This is a genomic window from Methylophilus sp. Q8 (assembly GCF_000800115.1).
In the GTDB taxonomy this organism is placed as follows: domain Bacteria; phylum Pseudomonadota; class Gammaproteobacteria; order Burkholderiales; family Methylophilaceae; genus Methylophilus.
In genome coordinates, this window is sequence record NZ_JUHE01000001.1 from 1,375,805 (window position 1) to 1,389,927 (window position 14,123).

At 51.7% G+C, this 14,123-nt stretch carries 16 protein-coding genes and 1 other RNA gene; 8 read left to right on the forward strand and 9 right to left on the reverse strand.

What is annotated here, in order from left to right; genetic code table 11:
- Positions 1–10: 10 nt before the first annotated feature.
- The 3 genes from fdhF to GQ52_RS06725 are packed head-to-tail and all read left to right on the forward strand — an operon-like array spanning position 11 to position 4,077.
- Positions 11–2,932, forward strand: a complete 2,922-nt coding sequence (fdhF, locus tag GQ52_RS06715) for a formate dehydrogenase subunit alpha (RefSeq protein ID WP_047516116.1) — start codon at positions 11–13, stop codon at positions 2,930–2,932.
- On the forward strand, positions 2,932–3,843 hold the full coding sequence (gene fdhD / locus GQ52_RS06720) for a formate dehydrogenase accessory sulfurtransferase FdhD (protein WP_047516123.1): 912 nt from the start codon (positions 2,932–2,934) through the stop codon (positions 3,841–3,843). The genes fdhF and fdhD overlap by 1 nt, the downstream gene beginning before the upstream one ends.
- 15 nt (positions 3,844–3,858) lie before the next feature.
- On the forward strand, positions 3,859–4,077 hold the full coding sequence (locus GQ52_RS06725) for a formate dehydrogenase subunit delta (RefSeq protein WP_047516126.1): 219 nt from the start codon (positions 3,859–3,861) through the stop codon (positions 4,075–4,077).
- 73 nt (positions 4,078–4,150) lie between these two features.
- Here GQ52_RS06725 and GQ52_RS06730 read toward each other — a convergent pair whose 3' ends face one another.
- From GQ52_RS06730 to trxA, 4 genes are all read right to left on the reverse strand, one after another.
- The gene (locus tag GQ52_RS06730; RefSeq protein ID WP_235273022.1) at positions 4,151–5,878 is read right to left on the reverse strand and encodes a glycosyltransferase family 39 protein; all 1,728 of its coding nucleotides are present in this window, start codon (positions 5,876–5,878) and stop codon (positions 4,151–4,153) included.
- An 88-nt stretch (positions 5,879–5,966) separates the two neighbouring features.
- A complete protein-coding gene (gene rpmE / locus GQ52_RS06735) occupies positions 5,967–6,167 on the reverse strand; it encodes a 50S ribosomal protein L31 (RefSeq protein ID WP_019883509.1) in 201 nt (66 codons plus the stop codon).
- A gap of 104 nt (positions 6,168–6,271) precedes the next feature.
- The gene (gene rho / locus GQ52_RS06740) at positions 6,272–7,531 is read right to left on the reverse strand and encodes a transcription termination factor Rho (RefSeq protein ID WP_019883508.1); all 1,260 of its coding nucleotides are present in this window, start codon (positions 7,529–7,531) and stop codon (positions 6,272–6,274) included.
- Positions 7,532–7,612: 81 nt separating this feature from the next.
- The gene (gene trxA / locus GQ52_RS06745; protein WP_019883507.1) at positions 7,613–7,939 is read right to left on the reverse strand and encodes a thioredoxin TrxA; all 327 of its coding nucleotides are present in this window, start codon (positions 7,937–7,939) and stop codon (positions 7,613–7,615) included.
- 270 nt (positions 7,940–8,209) lie between these two features.
- Here trxA and GQ52_RS06750 point away from each other — a divergent pair, with 270 nt between their 5' ends.
- Entirely contained in the window at positions 8,210–8,647 is a 438-nt protein-coding gene (locus tag GQ52_RS06750; RefSeq protein ID WP_235273023.1) for a TlpA disulfide reductase family protein, read from the forward strand.
- Positions 8,648–8,656: 9 nt separating this feature from the next.
- On the opposite strand, the gene GQ52_RS06755 is transcribed toward GQ52_RS06750, so the two are convergent.
- The 3 genes from GQ52_RS06755 to GQ52_RS06765 all read right to left on the reverse strand — a co-directional run bounded on the left by GQ52_RS06755 (position 8,657) and on the right by GQ52_RS06765 (position 9,989).
- The gene (locus GQ52_RS06755) at positions 8,657–8,944 is read right to left on the reverse strand and encodes a DUF3579 domain-containing protein (protein WP_019883505.1); all 288 of its coding nucleotides are present in this window, start codon (positions 8,942–8,944) and stop codon (positions 8,657–8,659) included.
- Between the two features lie 27 nt (positions 8,945–8,971).
- Positions 8,972–9,556, reverse strand: coding sequence for a BON domain-containing protein (locus tag GQ52_RS06760; RefSeq protein ID WP_047516135.1), 585 nt, complete (start codon positions 9,554–9,556; stop codon positions 8,972–8,974).
- Positions 9,557–9,632: 76 nt separating this feature from the next.
- Positions 9,633–9,989, reverse strand: coding sequence for a YraN family protein (locus tag GQ52_RS06765; protein ID WP_024930553.1), 357 nt, complete (start codon positions 9,987–9,989; stop codon positions 9,633–9,635).
- A 78-nt stretch (positions 9,990–10,067) separates the two neighbouring features.
- On the opposite strand from GQ52_RS06765, the gene rsmI reads away from it, so the two are divergent.
- Genes rsmI through GQ52_RS06780 form a run of 3 tightly spaced genes read left to right on the forward strand, consistent with a single transcriptional unit; the run spans position 10,068 to position 12,506 of the window.
- Positions 10,068–10,922: a 16S rRNA (cytidine(1402)-2'-O)-methyltransferase gene (gene rsmI, locus GQ52_RS06770; RefSeq protein ID WP_047516138.1), complete on the forward strand. Its 855-nt coding sequence runs from the start codon at positions 10,068–10,070 to the stop codon at positions 10,920–10,922.
- A 13-nt stretch (positions 10,923–10,935) separates the two neighbouring features.
- Positions 10,936–11,970, forward strand: coding sequence for a dihydroorotase (pyrC, locus tag GQ52_RS06775; protein WP_047516141.1), 1,035 nt, complete (start codon positions 10,936–10,938; stop codon positions 11,968–11,970).
- Between the two features lie 26 nt (positions 11,971–11,996).
- Positions 11,997–12,506 (forward strand): BON domain-containing protein, encoded by a 510-nt coding sequence (locus GQ52_RS06780; protein ID WP_047516144.1) that lies wholly within the window; start codon positions 11,997–11,999, stop codon positions 12,504–12,506.
- A 20-nt stretch (positions 12,507–12,526) separates the two neighbouring features.
- Here the strand turns inward: GQ52_RS06780 and ung are convergent, their stop codons facing one another.
- Positions 12,527–13,213 carry a uracil-DNA glycosylase gene (gene ung / locus GQ52_RS06785; protein ID WP_047516147.1) on the reverse strand — a complete coding sequence of 229 codons (687 nt, stop codon included), beginning with the start codon at positions 13,211–13,213 and terminating at the stop codon, positions 12,527–12,529.
- A gap of 67 nt (positions 13,214–13,280) precedes the next feature.
- On the opposite strand from ung, the gene rnpB reads away from it, so the two are divergent.
- An RNA gene (rnpB, locus tag GQ52_RS13785) (RNase P RNA component class A) lies at positions 13,281–13,613 on the forward strand.
- Here the strand turns inward: rnpB and GQ52_RS06790 are convergent.
- Positions 13,608–13,994: a glutaredoxin family protein gene (locus GQ52_RS06790; RefSeq protein ID WP_235273025.1), complete on the reverse strand. Its 387-nt coding sequence runs from the start codon at positions 13,992–13,994 to the stop codon at positions 13,608–13,610. The two genes, rnpB and GQ52_RS06790, sit on opposite strands and share 6 nt — an antisense overlap.
- Positions 13,995–14,123: the final 129 nt, after the last annotated feature.

The window sequence follows — 14,123 nt, forward strand, 5'->3', positions numbered from 1 at the left end:
GGATGACATTATGGATGACATCAAATACTCCTCTTCACAGCCGCAAGCACTTAAATACGATGCGGATACCGATTACGGCACGCCCAAGTCTGACGGCACCACCATGGTGACGCTGAATATTGACGGCATAGATGTGACCGTGCCTGATGGGACTTCTATCATGCATGCCGCGCAACTGGGCGGTGTGACCGTGCCTAAGTTGTGCGCGACTGACTCATTGGAGCCATTTGGCTCTTGCCGTTTATGCCTGGTCGAGATCGAAGGCCGCCGCGGTTACCCGGCGTCTTGTACCACGCCTGTGGCGCCTGGGCTCAAGGTGAAAACGCAGACGCCTAAACTGGCCGATGTGCGCCGTGGTGTCATGGAACTCTATATTTCAGACCATCCGCTGGATTGCCTGACCTGTACTGCTAACGGTGATTGCGAGCTGCAAGATATGGCGGGCGCGGTAGGTTTGCGCGAAGTGCGTTATGGCTATGATGGTGAGAATCACCTCGGTCAGGCCAAGGATGAGTCCAATCCCTATTTCACATTTGATGCTTCTAAATGTATTGTCTGTTCACGCTGCGTGCGTGCGTGCGAAGAAACACAAGGGACATTCGCACTGACCATCCAGGGCCGCGGCTTTGATAGCAAGGTCTCTGCCGGCGGCAAAGACTTTCTGGAGTCAGAATGCGTGTCTTGCGGTGCTTGCGTCCAAGCTTGCCCTACCGCGACGCTGATGGAAAAAACCGTGATTGACGCCGGTACGCCAGAACACAAAATCACCACCACATGCGCTTATTGCGGCGTGGGTTGCAGCTTTGACGCCGAAATGAAAGGCGAGCAAGTGGTGCGTATGACGCCGACCAAAGAAGGGGGTGCCAACCACGGGCATAGCTGTGTCAAAGGCCGCTTTGCCTGGGGCTACGCGACGCACGCTGACCGTATTACCACACCCATGATCCGCAAGAGTATTCATGACGCATGGCAAAAAGTCGGCTGGGATGAGGCGATAAATTATGCCGCCAGTGAAATCCAGCGTATTCAAAAGCAATATGGTAAAGAGGCGGTCGGGGGGATTACTTCCAGCCGTTGTACCAACGAAGAAGTCTACGTGACACAAAAGCTGATCCGGGCCGTATTTGGTAGTAATAACGTAGATACCTGCGCACGCGTCTGCCACAGCCCCACTGGTTATGGCTTGAAGCAAACCCTGGGTGAGTCTGCCGGTACGCAGACCTTTGATTCAGTTATGCAGTCTGACGTGATTTTTGTCATGGGAGCGAACCCAACCGACGGTCACCCGGTCTTTGGCTCCTTGATGAAACGCCGCTTGCGTGAAGGGGCCAAGCTGATTGTGGTCGATCCACGAGAAATTGACCTGGTGTCTAACTCGGCACATGTGCGTGCGGATTACCATTTGAAACTGCGTCCTGGCACCAATGTGGCCATGATTTCTGCCATTTCTCATGTGATTGTGACTGAAGGTCTAGTGCAGGAAGACTTCGTCAAAACACGTTGTGAGTGGGATTCGTATATTGCCTGGCGTGACTTTGCGGCCAAGCCGGAAAACTCACCAGAAGCCTTGGAAAAGGAATTGGGTGTGCCTGCCAATGAGGTGCGTGAGGCTGCACGTTTATATGCCACGGGCGGCAATGCTGCGATCTACTACGGCCTGGGTGTCACCGAGCATAGCCAGGGCTCTACCACCGTGATGGGTATTGCTAACCTCGCCATGGCAACAGCCAACATTGGCCGCGAAGGCGTAGGCGTCAACCCATTGCGTGGTCAAAACAATGTGCAAGGCTCTTGTGACATGGGTTCCATGCCACATGAATTTCCTGGCTACCGCCATGTGTCTGATGACGCCACACGTGCGCAATTTGAGCAGGCCTGGGGCGTGACGCTGAGTGCAGATCCTGGCTTGCGTATCCCCAATATGCTGGATTTAGCTGCAGAAGGCAGCTTTAAAGCCGTGTATTGCGTGGGTGAAGATATTGCCCAGTCTGATCCGGATACCCAGCATGTGACCCATGCGCTGGAAAGTATGGAGTGCGTGATTGTGCAGGACTTGTTCCTCAACGAAACGGCCAAGTTTGCTCACGTATTTTTCCCTGGCGCGTCTTTCCTTGAGAAGAACGGCACTTTTACCAATGCCGAGCGTCGTATTTCGCCTGTGCGTAAAGTGATGACGCCTAAGAATGGTCTCAGAGACCATGGTCAGCATGAGGCCGGGATGGAAGATTGGGAAATTACTGCCAAATTCTCAGAAGCCTTGGGTTACCCCATGCATTATGCGCATGCCAGCGAAATCATGGACGAGATTGCTGCCTTGACGCCGACCTTTACCGGTGTCAGCTTCAAAAAACTTGATGAACTGGGCAGCATCCAGTGGCCATGTAATGACGAAGCGCCTAGTGGTACGCCAACCATGCACGTCGATGAGTTTGTGCGTGGTAAGGGCAAGTTCTTTATTACCCAATATGTGCCAACCACAGAGCGCGTGAACCAGAAATATCCGCTGATTCTGACCACTGGCCGTATTCTGTCGCAATACAATGTGGGCGCGCAAACACGCCGCACAGAAAACGTGGCCTGGCACCATGAGGATCTGATTGAAATTCATCCGCACGATGCTGAAGATCGCGGTATTGCCGAAGGCGACTGGGTAGGCATCAGCAGTCGTGCCGGACAAACGGTGTTGCGTGCCAAGATTACCGAGCGCGTACAGCCTGGTGTGGTGTATACCACGTTCCATCATCCTGAATCCGGCGCAAATGTGATTACCACAGACAACTCCGACTGGGCGACCAATTGCCCGGAATACAAGGTGACGGCGGTGCAAGTGTCTAAAGTCAATCAGCTGTCGGATTGGCAGCAACATTACCGTTCGTTTAGCGACACGCAAATTGAATTGTCGGGGATGGATCCGCACACGGTTGTTTCTTGATGACAGTTGAAGTTGATGTAAAAGGTTGTCCGCTGCCTGCGAGTAGTGAATGGCAAGCCATTGCGGCTGAACAGGCGGTGAGTACATTGCATGTGACCCGCTGGCGCGAAGGGGTGTCGTCTGCCCTGCCGGATGCGGTGGCAGAAGAGGTGCCGATTGCGCTGGTGTATAACGGTATTTCGCATGTGGTCATGCTGGCGACCCCGGCTGATCTTGAGGATTTTGCCTATGGTTTTTCGTTTACTGAAGGCATTATCAGTCATCGTAGCCAGATTTATGGCATAGATGCTAAAGCCTTGTTTCATGCGAACGGGCCATTACAGGGCATAGAGTTACATATTGAATTGGCCACAGAGCAGTTTGCCCTGCTCAAGGCGCAGCGCCGTAATTTAACCGGGCGCACAGGGTGTGGTTTGTGTGGTGCAGAGAGTTTGCAGCAAGTGTTTAAACAGCCGATGTCGGCGACTGGGCCATTGGTGACGGTGTCATTGTCGGCCATTGATGCGGCGCTGGCCGGATTGAAATCACAGCAACCCTTGCAGCAACTGACGGGCGCTACGCATGCGAGTGCGATTGCTGATGCCAGTGGGCAGGTGGTGTGTGTGCGTGAAGATGTCGGCAGGCATAATGCACTGGATAAGCTGGTTGGCAGCCTGTTGCGCCAGGGCTGCGATTTTTCGACCTTCTGGGCGCAGCACTGGGTGTTGACGACCAGCCGGGCCAGCTACGAAATGGTGCAAAAAGTTGCGATGTGTGGCGGGCAGGTACTGATCGCGCTGTCTGCCCCCACTGCGTTGGCAGTCAATTTGGCGCAGGAATATGGTTTTTTGCTGGTTGGCTTTGCCAAAGCCGGGCAGTGCGTCGTGTATAGCGGTGCACTGTCAGAATTAGATGCGCGTGCGTTTCGCTAGAAAGAGTGTAAGCCTATGGAAGTGGAAAAATTAATCAAGATGGCCAACCAGATTGGCGACTTTTTTGAAGCGAATCCAGACGTGGAAGAGGCCAAGCTGGAGATTGCCAGCCACCTGAAGAAATTCTGGAATTCCGTGATGATTAACTCACTGGTTGCGCATGTGCAGCAACATCAAGGGCAGGGGCTGCATCCGCGAGTGATTGCCGCGATCCAGCAACACGTGCAGGCATAATTCCTTTTCAGAATGCGCCTTATGCCGGGGGCTTTCTGTTGCTGAACCGCTGGCCCAGCAATCCCCAGAACTTTTAGTGGCGCTGCAATAGCCTGAAAGATTCCCGGTTCTGGCGGGTTTGTTCGCCTTCCCAGATCACACGCCACTCTTCACCAGGCAATATATGGCGCTTGCCCGGCTGGTCTTCAATCAAATACAAATCGCACTGCGTAGACTTGGCTTGCTCGTGGTCTTTTAGGTGTGTGCCTGCATGCAAGCGTATGCCAGAATGATAGTGCAGCAAGTCTTCTTGTGACGCACCGATATTTTGTGCGTGGATGCAATTGTAATGCGCAGGCAGGTGCTTGCGCAGGTCTTCAAACAGTGGCTGGTAAGTGCGTGCAGCTTCTATCATTGGCAGCCATAAGCTCATAAACACTGTCCAGGCACAGGTCATGCCGATGGCCCAGTTGGTGGCGCTGGAACGGTTGGAGTGCTTGGCACGCAACACAATTGACAGCCAGATCAAGGTCACCGCAACGGCAATCGCGCCGTATAACAGGCTGAAATGGATGGTTTCCAGTCCTGACAGGTAACTCAGGCGCTGGTAGAGCTTCACTGGCGAGCCGTTGAGCATGGCCCACCAGCCCAGCCAGGCAATGGCAATCAGGATGCCAAACAAAATCAGGCCAAACCAGTTTAAAGCACCCGCGGCGCCGCGTTTAAGGGTTTCGATGCTGCCTGCAGCCAATACGGTCAATGGCACCAGTAGAGGTAATGCGCTTACTTCACTGCGGTCGCTCATGAAGCCGATCAATATAAAGGCAATGCCGAAGAAAATCAGCCCGAGCTGAAAGCGGTAAGTGGTCAGCACGGAGTGCCTGAATCGCCAAACGCCCCACATGGCGAACGGCAGGGCTGGCCAGGCATACCAGGCCAGTGTTCTTAAAAAGTAGCCATGATTGCCAGGCAGCTGGAATTGCCATTGCGATTGCCACCACGCGTGCCACAGGCCAGGCGCCCATTGCTGGCATAACCAGCACCATAGCCAGATCCCGGGCATGGCAAGCAAGGTGCCTGTTAACATGGCCCGGTAAGTGGGTTTGTGCTGGCGAATGGCGGGGACAAATAACAGGCCAAGCACAGATAACATAATCGTGAGAGCAGGCACCACGCCACCTGCCAAAAAGGCGATTAACAGGCCGGTGCAAAGTAACCACATGGCGCGTATCGGTTTGCGCATCACCAGGGCCAGGGCGTAAAAAGCCATGGTGATGCCGCTGAGTGCCGCAACGGCAGGCATCATGGTATGGGCGCTGACGACCAATCCCAGGCAGCCGATAAAAATAAAGTTGGTTTGACGACCTACCCCCAGATTCCATAATTCGCGACCACTCAGCCCGGTCATGATCAGGGTCAGCAGCATCCATAGACCTACACTGAGCCTGGCAGCGTCGTGCGTTGGTAGCAAGGGTGAGAGTAAATGGGCAAAGCCGGTGGCTGCCCAGTAAAATAATGGTGGCGTTTCCAGTAAGGGGTGTCCGGCTGAGACTGGCGCAATCCAGTGGCCGTGTGTCCAACTGTTAGCAGACAGAAAAGGGTGATCGATCAGGCTTTGAATAATGCTGGCCGATTGCGATTCAAACGGTTTCCACGGCGAGTGGCCAATCAAACCCACACACAGCCAGATGGCGCATAGCAAAATCAGCAGATGCGTTTTGGCGCGCTCCCCCACTTTGGCGCGTGGGGTGGCCATGTTTTCTTGCCAATCGTGATCAATATAAAACTGCATGGTTGGGTGTGGGTCGCGGGATGAACGCATGATCAGAGTGTGATATTACCCCTGAAATGCCTAGCTATAAAAACAAAAAAGGCAGCCATGCTGCCTTTCTGGACCATATTCGCCGAAATTACATGCCGTATTTTTGGCGGAATTTCTCAACGCGACCAGCAGTATCCACGATCTTCTGTTTGCCAGTGTAGAACGGGTGGCACTGTGAACATACTTCAATGTTCAGGTCTTTGCCTGTCGTAGAACGAGTTTGGAATTTGTTGCCACAGCTACATGTGACGTTGATTTCCGGGTAATTTGGGTGAATATCAGCTTTCATGCTTTCTCTCTAATCTTTAAGCAGTTGCAGTAAACGCGCGATTATCTATGATTTTTATTGATTTATCAATAGCAGATCGATAAATAATTGCATCCGAGGTGGCGCTAGCCTCTACGCATACTGTCGAAGAAGTCGTTATTGCTCTTGGTCGCCTTGATTTTGTCGAGCAAGAATTCCATCGCCTCGAGGTCGTCCATCGGGTAGAGCAGTTTGCGCAATACCCAGATTTTTTGCAGTACGTCTTTGTCCAGCAGCAGCTCTTCGCGACGGGTGCCAGACTTGTTGACGTTAATGGCAGGGTAAGTACGTTTTTCGGCCATGCGTCTATCCAGATGGATTTCCATGTTGCCGGTACCTTTAAATTCCTCGTAAATCACGTCATCCATGCGCGACCCAGTATCTACCAGCGCAGTGGCGATAATGGTCAGTGAACCCCCTTCTTCGACGTTACGTGCCGCACCAAAGAAACGCTTTGGTTTTTGCAGGGCATTAGCATCCACACCACCGGTTAATACTTTGCCAGAAGAAGGAATCACCGTGTTGTAAGCACGTGCCAGACGAGTAATCGAATCCAGCAGAATCACCACGTCTTTTTTGTGTTCTACCAGGCGTTTGGCTTTTTCCAGCACCATCTCGGCCACTTGCACGTGGCGGGTCGCTGGTTCATCAAAGGTGGATGCCACCACTTCGCCGCGTACAGAGCGTGTCATTTCTGTCACTTCTTCCGGACGCTCATCAATCAGTAACACGATCATGATACAGTCAGGATGGTTGGCGGTAATCGCATGGGCAATGTTTTGCAGCATGACAGTTTTACCGCTTTTCGGGCTGGCAACCAGCAGCGCACGTTGACCTTTACCAATCGGCGCAATCATATCGATCACGCGGCTGGTAATGTTTTCTTCACCGCGGATTTCGCGTTCCAGTGTCAGTGGTATGGTTGGGAACAGTGGCGTCAGGTTCTCAAACAGGATTTTGTGTTTGGTATTTTCCGGCGCTTCATTATTGACGCTATCCACTTTCACCAAGGCAAAATAGCGCTCACCATCTTTAGGCGTACGAATTTCGCCTTGAATGCTGTCACCTGTGTGCAGGTTAAAGCGGCGTATTTGCGACGGAGATACGTAAATATCGTCCGGGCCCGCCAGGTATGAAGTATCCGGGGAGCGCAAAAAGCCGAACCCGTCTGGTAATACCTCCAGCGTGCCATCACCAAAAATGCTGTCGCCTTTTTTGGCCTTGTTTTTAAGGATCGCAAAAATAAGATCTTGCTTGCGCATGCGGCTGGCATTTTCAATGTCATTGGCAATGGCCATGTCGACCAGTTCGGTCACGGGGAGATGTTTGAGGTCGGATAAGTGCATTGAGTAACTCGCTAGACTGAGAAACGGCGGAGAGATTGAAAAGAAAACCCGGTTTCGCAGACTGGAAACCGGGTAAGTAGATTAAATGTTGCTGTCGATAAACGCGCTGAGTTGAGACTTGGACAATGCACCGACTTTAGTCGCTTCCACATTGCCGTTTTTAAACAACATCAGGGTTGGGATACCACGAATGCCGTATTTTGGCGGCGTATTCTGGTTATCATCAATGTTCAGTTTTGCCACTTTCAGGCGACCAGCATATTCTTTGCTGATGTCATCCAGAATCGGCGCAATCATTTTACAAGGGCCGCACCATTCTGCCCAATAATCAACCAATACTGGCACTGTGGATTGCAGTACTTCTTGTTCAAAGCTGGCGTCGCTTAAATGGGTAATGTTGTCGCTCATTATTGCCTCTTAAGATTGGTGAAGAATTTAAATCAAATGTAGACTGGATTTAAACAGAATTTTTTTGAAAGTGTGGCTAAATTTTGTTTGAATTAGTAATTTGCTGAAAGATGAAATTACCAAACGAGATAACAACTAGTATAGCAACAGTTTTCCCGCATAATCAAGTTTTTTCCGTCTATGCTATTCAGTATGGGGAGCGTTTTGATTAAAAACAAGGGCTGCAGCATGTTATTTCATCTATTAAAGGTTGTGTTGGGCATATGCCTGATGATGAATAGTCTGGCCGCCGTGCCCTTGGCTAACTGGCACATGCAGGATATGGCAGGTCACAGTCATCAGCTTTCGCAGTACAAAGGCCGGTGGCTGGTAGTGAATTACTGGGCGCCCTGGTGCCCGCCATGTCTTGAAGAAATGCCGCAGTTGGTGACTTTTTATGATGCCCATGCCAAAGAGGGGGTGATGGTGCTGGGGGTGGCTGTAAAGTATGAGTCCGTGCAAAGCGTGCAAAAATATGCGGACGACATGCTGATTTCTTACCCGATTGTGCTCGCGGATGCGCAAAAAGTGGCGATATCAAGCCCTGAGGTGCTGCCGACGACTTATATTTATGCACCGGATGGTTCGCTGTACAAAGTAAAACGCGGCGCCTTAAGCAGGCAATGGTTGGAAAACCTGCTTAAGGAGGCCGCGTCAGCGCCTAAATAACGTTTAAAACTAGATAGTCACTGCTTCCCCTGCCGGGTTAATCACGCTGAGCTGATTCTCTTTGGCAAACTGAATCAGTTGCTCAAACCCTGCCGGATTGACGTCTTTCAACTTCATGTCTACCGACAAGCTGCGCACGTTATTGACCAGTTTTGGCTTCAGGTAAGGCGAATAGCGCAACTTTTTGTCGTCGCCAAACGTGGCGTAGGTACTGCACATGCGGTCCACCCAGTCACTCGGGCGAAAAGGCTTTCCGGCCAATGTAATGCCCTGAATAATAATTTCCTGATTTTCCATGCAGATTCCTTAAAGCGAAGTTAACAATTAATTGGTGTATTCAAATACTTTGACGACTTTAGTCACGCCTTCTGTCGTTCTGGCAATTTCTACCGCGTCGGTAGCTTCTTTCTCAGAGACAATGCCCATCAGGTAAACCACGCTGGCTTCCGTGACCACTTTCACCACATTGGCTGGGAACAGGCGCTCACTGACGAAACGCGCTTTCACTTTAGTGGTGATATACGTGTCATTGCTGCGGTCACCAATGGAAGAGGCTGGGGCAACGGTCAACCCGTTGTGAATGTTGCGCACATTGGAGATTTCACGCGTCAGCGTTTCTGCCTGTGTGAACTGGGCGTCGTTCGGTACCTCGCCAGACAGCAGCACAATGCGGTTGTAGCTGGTGACATTGATATGCGATGCTTTGTCCATGTATTGCGACAAGCGCTTCAGTGTTTTTAATTCGATATTTTCATCTTCGACATAAATGCCAGACGTACGACGATCTGCTGCCATCGCGCCACCGGCTGCTGCGCCGCCCACGACTGCAGGAAAACAGCCACTCAACTGCGTGCTGATCAATAACAATGCAATAGCAGAGACTTTTCTGGTGAAAATTTGTTGGGTCATGAAACTTCCTTGATCTACGAGAAAAACTTAAAGATGTTGGGTGTGACAGCAGAGGATAAATAAAATTCTACGCTTTTTATGTGTCGATTGCATTACGAATCCAATTCGGCGCGCGGTATTGGGGGTTGTCAAACAGGATCGCATCGAAGCGGCACGGCGTGTTGAGGTCGTTTATTTGTAAGTAATGCTGGGCAGCGCGGATGAGTTTTTGTTGTTTGCGATGGTCTATGCTGTCGGCCGCACTGGCAAATGCCTGGTGGCTGCGTAAGCGCACTTCAACAAAAACCAGGGTGTGTTGATCGCGCATGATCAAATCAATCTCACCAAAGCGGCAACTATAGTTTTGCGCCAATAGCACCAGGCCTTGCTGCTGCAAGAAATGCACAGCCGCCACCTCTGCGGCCAGTCCTTGATTATTAGCGTTGAGTTTCATGATGGCTTTGGCTTTTGTCGCATCACGCAGCCTGCTTTAGTGCTTAGCGAAACTGGCGCGATGGCATAAAATACGTGCATGAACGAGATTGGTACATTATATGTGGTGGCAACGCCCATCGGCAATCTGGGGGATATCACCCAGCGCGCACTCACCACCTTACAGCAGGTCGATGCGATCGCGGCCGAAGATACCCGCCACAGTGTCGGTTTGTTGCGGCATTTCGGTATCAGCAAGCCTTTACTGGCAGTGCATGAGCATAACGAGCAGCAGTCGGCGCAAGGCCTGGTGAAACGCTTGCTGGCAGGTGAATCCATCGCGCTGATTACTGACGCCGGTACGCCAGCAGTCAGCGATCCTGGTGCAGTAGTCGTGCAAGTGGTGCGACAGGCGGGCGTGAAGGTGGTACCTATCCCCGGTGTGAGTGCGATCATTGCGGCGTTGTCAGCCGCAGGCATTACCCAGCCTGGTTTTTATTTTGAAGGTTTTTTGCCGGCAAGTGGTTCACAGCGCCGCAAGCGCTTGCAGTTGCTTAAGGCAATTCCGTCTACGCTGGTGTTTTACGAGGCGCCACACCGCATTGTCGAGTGCGTGCAAGATTTGCATGATGTGTTAGGTGGTGCGCGGCAACTGACGCTGGCGCGCGAGCTGACCAAGACCTTTGAAACCATCCATACCTGCCTGTTGACAGACGCGGTAGACTGGTTAAATGCAGATACCAATCAGCAGCGCGGCGAGTTTGTGGTGCTGGTGCATCCTGATCTGCAGGAAAAGCCCGATGGCCTGGATGAAGAGACATTAAGGATATTGCAGCGTCTATTGCAGGAGTTGCCACTCAAGCAGGCGGTGGCGCTGGCAACCGATATTACAGGCCAGAAGAAAAACGAATTATATGAAGCAGCGCTTGCGCTTAAAGCGGCAAGCCCAGATTAAAAGGTAACAGAGTATGACCACTGAAATCACCCTGACCCGCCCGGATGACTGGCATTTGCACCTGAGGGACGGCACTGGCCTGCAGTCTGTATTGCCAGACACGGCGAAACAATTTGCCCGCGCCATCGTTATGCCCAATTTGCGGCCACCGGTGACGACAGCCGACCTGGCGCTGGCTTATTATCAACGCATCAAACAGGCGCTGCCTGCCGGGCTTGCATTTGAGCCGCTGATGACTTTGTATTTAACTGACAATACACCGGCGCAAGAAATTGCGGCGGCCCGCGCGAGTGGTGTGGTGCAGGCGGTGAAGTTGTATCCGGCTGGCGCGACCACCAATAGTGACTCTGGCGTGACCAGCCTGGCCAAATGTGCAGGCGCATTGGCAGAGATGGAAAAGCAGGGCATGCCCTTGCTGATCCACGGCGAAGTGACCGATGGCGATGTGGATGTGTTTGACCGTGAGAAGGTATTTATCGAGCGACATTTGCAACCGTTGTTAAAGGACTTCCCTGGCCTCAAAGTGGTGTTCGAGCATATCACCACCAAAGACGCGGCTGAATTTGTGGCCGCAGGCCCGGCCAACCTGGCCGCGACCATTACCGCGCACCATTTGCTGATGAATCGTAATGCCATGTTTACTGGTGGTATCCGCCCGCATCATTACTGCTTGCCAGTACTCAAGCGTGAAACACATCGTGAAGCCTTGGTGAAAGCGGCGATTTCAGGCTCATCCAGATTTTTCCTGGGCACTGACAGTGCGCCGCATCCTAAATCCGCCAAAGAGGCGAGTTGCGGTTGTGCGGGCATGTATACTGCCCATGCGGCGATTGAGTTGTATGCCGAAGCATTTGAAGAGGCGGGTGCGCTGGATAAGCTGGAAGGCTTCGCCAGTTTTTATGGGGCAGATTTTTACGGTTTGCCGCGCAACACTGACACCATCACATTGCGCAAGGAAAGCTGGCTGGTGCCTGAAAGCATTCCGTTTGCGGATGATGTGCTAGTGCCATTGCGTGCCGGACAAACCATTGCATGGAAGCTGGTGTAACACTTTAAAACATTGGAGGGTAAGCGATGAACAACAAGTGGTTGATTGCAGGATTCGGTGTGATGTCTGGTGTGATATTCAGTGCGCAGGCATTTGCGGTGACGATAGACGAAATGCGCGGTGAGCAAGCGCCGTATGCACAAGCCTTTAAAGCGGTAGATGCGGATGGTAATGGCAAGTTATCTAAGAAAGAGGCTGCCAAGGATAAGGATTTCCACACCGGCTCTTTTGCCAAAGCGGATACAAACCATAATGGCAGCCTGGATCTGGACGAGTTTGCCGCTTATAAATCCAAGGTGGATAGCGCTGAAAATAAACAGGCGGCGACTGACAGTGCCATTACGACCAAAATTAAGTCCAAATACCTGGTAGAGAAAAACTTTAGCAGCTTTAAAGTCAGTGTCGAAACCAAAGATAATGTGGTGATTTTGAGTGGGTTTGTCGATAACGCCGAGCAGAAGGCGCGTGCTGAAAAGATTGCCACCAGTGTCAGTGGCGTGAAATCCGTCAAAAACGCGCTGGTTGTTAAGCCTTAGTTGGCGGTGCTTGCCCGGATTTATAGTTGCCAGTTAATCGGCGTCTGCCCTTTGCTGCTTAGGAACTGGTTGATGTTGGAAAACTGGTGATTGCCAAAAAATCCCCGGTGCGCCGACAGTGGTGAAGGGTGTACGGATTTTAAAACCAGATGTTTATTGGGGTCTATCATGGCCCCTTTCTTTTGGGCATAACTGCCCCACAATACAAACACTAAGCCTTCCCTATGCTGGTTGAGCGCGGCAATGGCGGCATCGGTAAATTGCTCCCAGCCCCGGTTCTGGTGCGAGCCAGCATTGGCCAGTTGTACCGTCAGTGTAGCGTTCAATAGTAATACGCCCTGATCTGCCCAGGCAGTCAGGTCGCCGCTCCCGCTCATGCGTACGCCTAAATCCGCCTGAATCTCCTTGAAAATATTCATCAGCGAAGGCGGCAAAGCGACGCCTGGCGGTACTGAAAAACTTAGGCCATGCGCTTGCCCCGGGCCATGGTAAGGGTCTTGCCCGATAATCACCACACGCACTTTGTCGAACGGGGTATGGTTAAACGCATTGAAGATGAGTGGCCCCGGCGGAAAGATGGTTTTGCCGGCGACTTTTTCCTGCTGCAAAAACGTTTTCAGTGTTTGCATATAAGGCTTGTCGAATTCGGCGCCGATGTGGGTTTGCCAGGAAGGGTCTAGCTGGCCGGACTTTTCTGTTGTGGTCATGATTAATGGAGAGGGGAATGTTTTTTCAATATTATAGGTCTAGTGGTCCGCGTGGTAAAATAGCCATGAAGCCAACCAGACAGTCGCCGCCTGTGCAAACAGGGGGAGGAAAGTCCGGGCTGCACAGAGCGGGATGACGGCTAACGGCCGTACGCTGAAAGCTGGTAACAGTATAAGGTGAGGAATAGGGCCACAGAGACGAGCGTATTAAGTTACGGTGAAACGCGGTAACCTCCATCTGCAGCAATATCAAATAGGCTGGCATTTTACGCAAGTAATAAGGCGTGGCTCGCGCTGCCAGCGGGTAGATAGCTTGAGCGTGTGAGCAATTGCACGCCTAGATGAATGACTGTCGCCGCGCAAGTGGATACAGAACCCGGCTTACCGGTTGGCTTTATTTTTCCTTCATCATGTTTGGCTGAAGCATGGTCTGCGCCTGGCGCGCTTGCCATTGATCCAGCGCTGCGCTGATGCGCTGTTCGTTATACCCTCGCACCACTTCCCCTGCAATCAGCAACACCGGCACGCCTTTGCCTGCCAGCCGCTGGTATTGAGCCTGCGCTTCGGCAGACCTTTCAATGTTGACTTCCTGATAGCTAATCTGCCGTTGTTGCAGTAATGCCCTGGTCTTTTCGCAGTAAGGGCACCAGTCGGTGGCGTACAGCAGCACTTTGCCGTGGCTGTAGTCTGGTGTCGGCGTCAAGGTGTACCACCATGCGCGCCACTCCATGGCCAGTAAAATGCCTGCGCCTATGATTAAAAATTTCAATCTGCTGGACATATATGTATTGGATGGTTGGGTGCTGGTTGGTATGTTTTATTCGACCATGCCGGACTTTTTTTGATGCTAAAAAAATCAGCAAAAAATAACATTTTTTAATTATTCAATATTTTCAATGAGATAGCTATT

What these genes read in the sequence shown, in the direction of transcription:
- GQ52_RS06730 (WP_235273022.1), bottom strand. Translation starts at nt 5,878, where the DNA reads ATGCGTTCATCCCGCGACCCACACCCAACCATGCAGTTTTATATTGAT.
- GQ52_RS06755 (WP_019883505.1), bottom strand. Translation starts at nt 8,944, where the DNA reads ATGGAAAATCAGGAAATTATTATTCAGGGCATTACATTGGCCGGAAAG.
- fdhF (WP_047516116.1), top strand. Translation starts at nt 11, where the DNA reads ATGGATGACATCAAATACTCCTCTTCACAGCCGCAAGCACTTAAATAC.
- GQ52_RS06780 (WP_047516144.1), top strand. Translation starts at nt 11,997, where the DNA reads ATGAACAACAAGTGGTTGATTGCAGGATTCGGTGTGATGTCTGGTGTG.
- rpmE (WP_019883509.1), bottom strand. Translation starts at nt 6,167, where the DNA reads ATGAAAGCTGATATTCACCCAAATTACCCGGAAATCAACGTCACATGT.
- trxA (WP_019883507.1), bottom strand. Translation starts at nt 7,939, where the DNA reads ATGAGCGACAACATTACCCATTTAAGCGACGCCAGCTTTGAACAAGAA.
- GQ52_RS06790 (WP_235273025.1), bottom strand. Translation starts at nt 13,994, where the DNA reads ATGTCCAGCAGATTGAAATTTTTAATCATAGGCGCAGGCATTTTACTG.
- GQ52_RS06725 (WP_047516126.1), top strand. Translation starts at nt 3,859, where the DNA reads ATGGAAGTGGAAAAATTAATCAAGATGGCCAACCAGATTGGCGACTTT.
- fdhD (WP_047516123.1), top strand. Translation starts at nt 2,932, where the DNA reads ATGACAGTTGAAGTTGATGTAAAAGGTTGTCCGCTGCCTGCGAGTAGT.
- GQ52_RS06765 (WP_024930553.1), bottom strand. Translation starts at nt 9,989, where the DNA reads ATGAAACTCAACGCTAATAATCAAGGACTGGCCGCAGAGGTGGCGGCT.
- GQ52_RS06760 (WP_047516135.1), bottom strand. Translation starts at nt 9,556, where the DNA reads ATGACCCAACAAATTTTCACCAGAAAAGTCTCTGCTATTGCATTGTTA.
- GQ52_RS06750 (WP_235273023.1), top strand. Translation starts at nt 8,210, where the DNA reads ATGATGAATAGTCTGGCCGCCGTGCCCTTGGCTAACTGGCACATGCAG.
- pyrC (WP_047516141.1), top strand. Translation starts at nt 10,936, where the DNA reads ATGACCACTGAAATCACCCTGACCCGCCCGGATGACTGGCATTTGCAC.
- rsmI (WP_047516138.1), top strand. Translation starts at nt 10,068, where the DNA reads ATGAACGAGATTGGTACATTATATGTGGTGGCAACGCCCATCGGCAAT.
- ung (WP_047516147.1), bottom strand. Translation starts at nt 13,213, where the DNA reads ATGACCACAACAGAAAAGTCCGGCCAGCTAGACCCTTCCTGGCAAACC.
- rho (WP_019883508.1), bottom strand. Translation starts at nt 7,531, where the DNA reads ATGCACTTATCCGACCTCAAACATCTCCCCGTGACCGAACTGGTCGAC.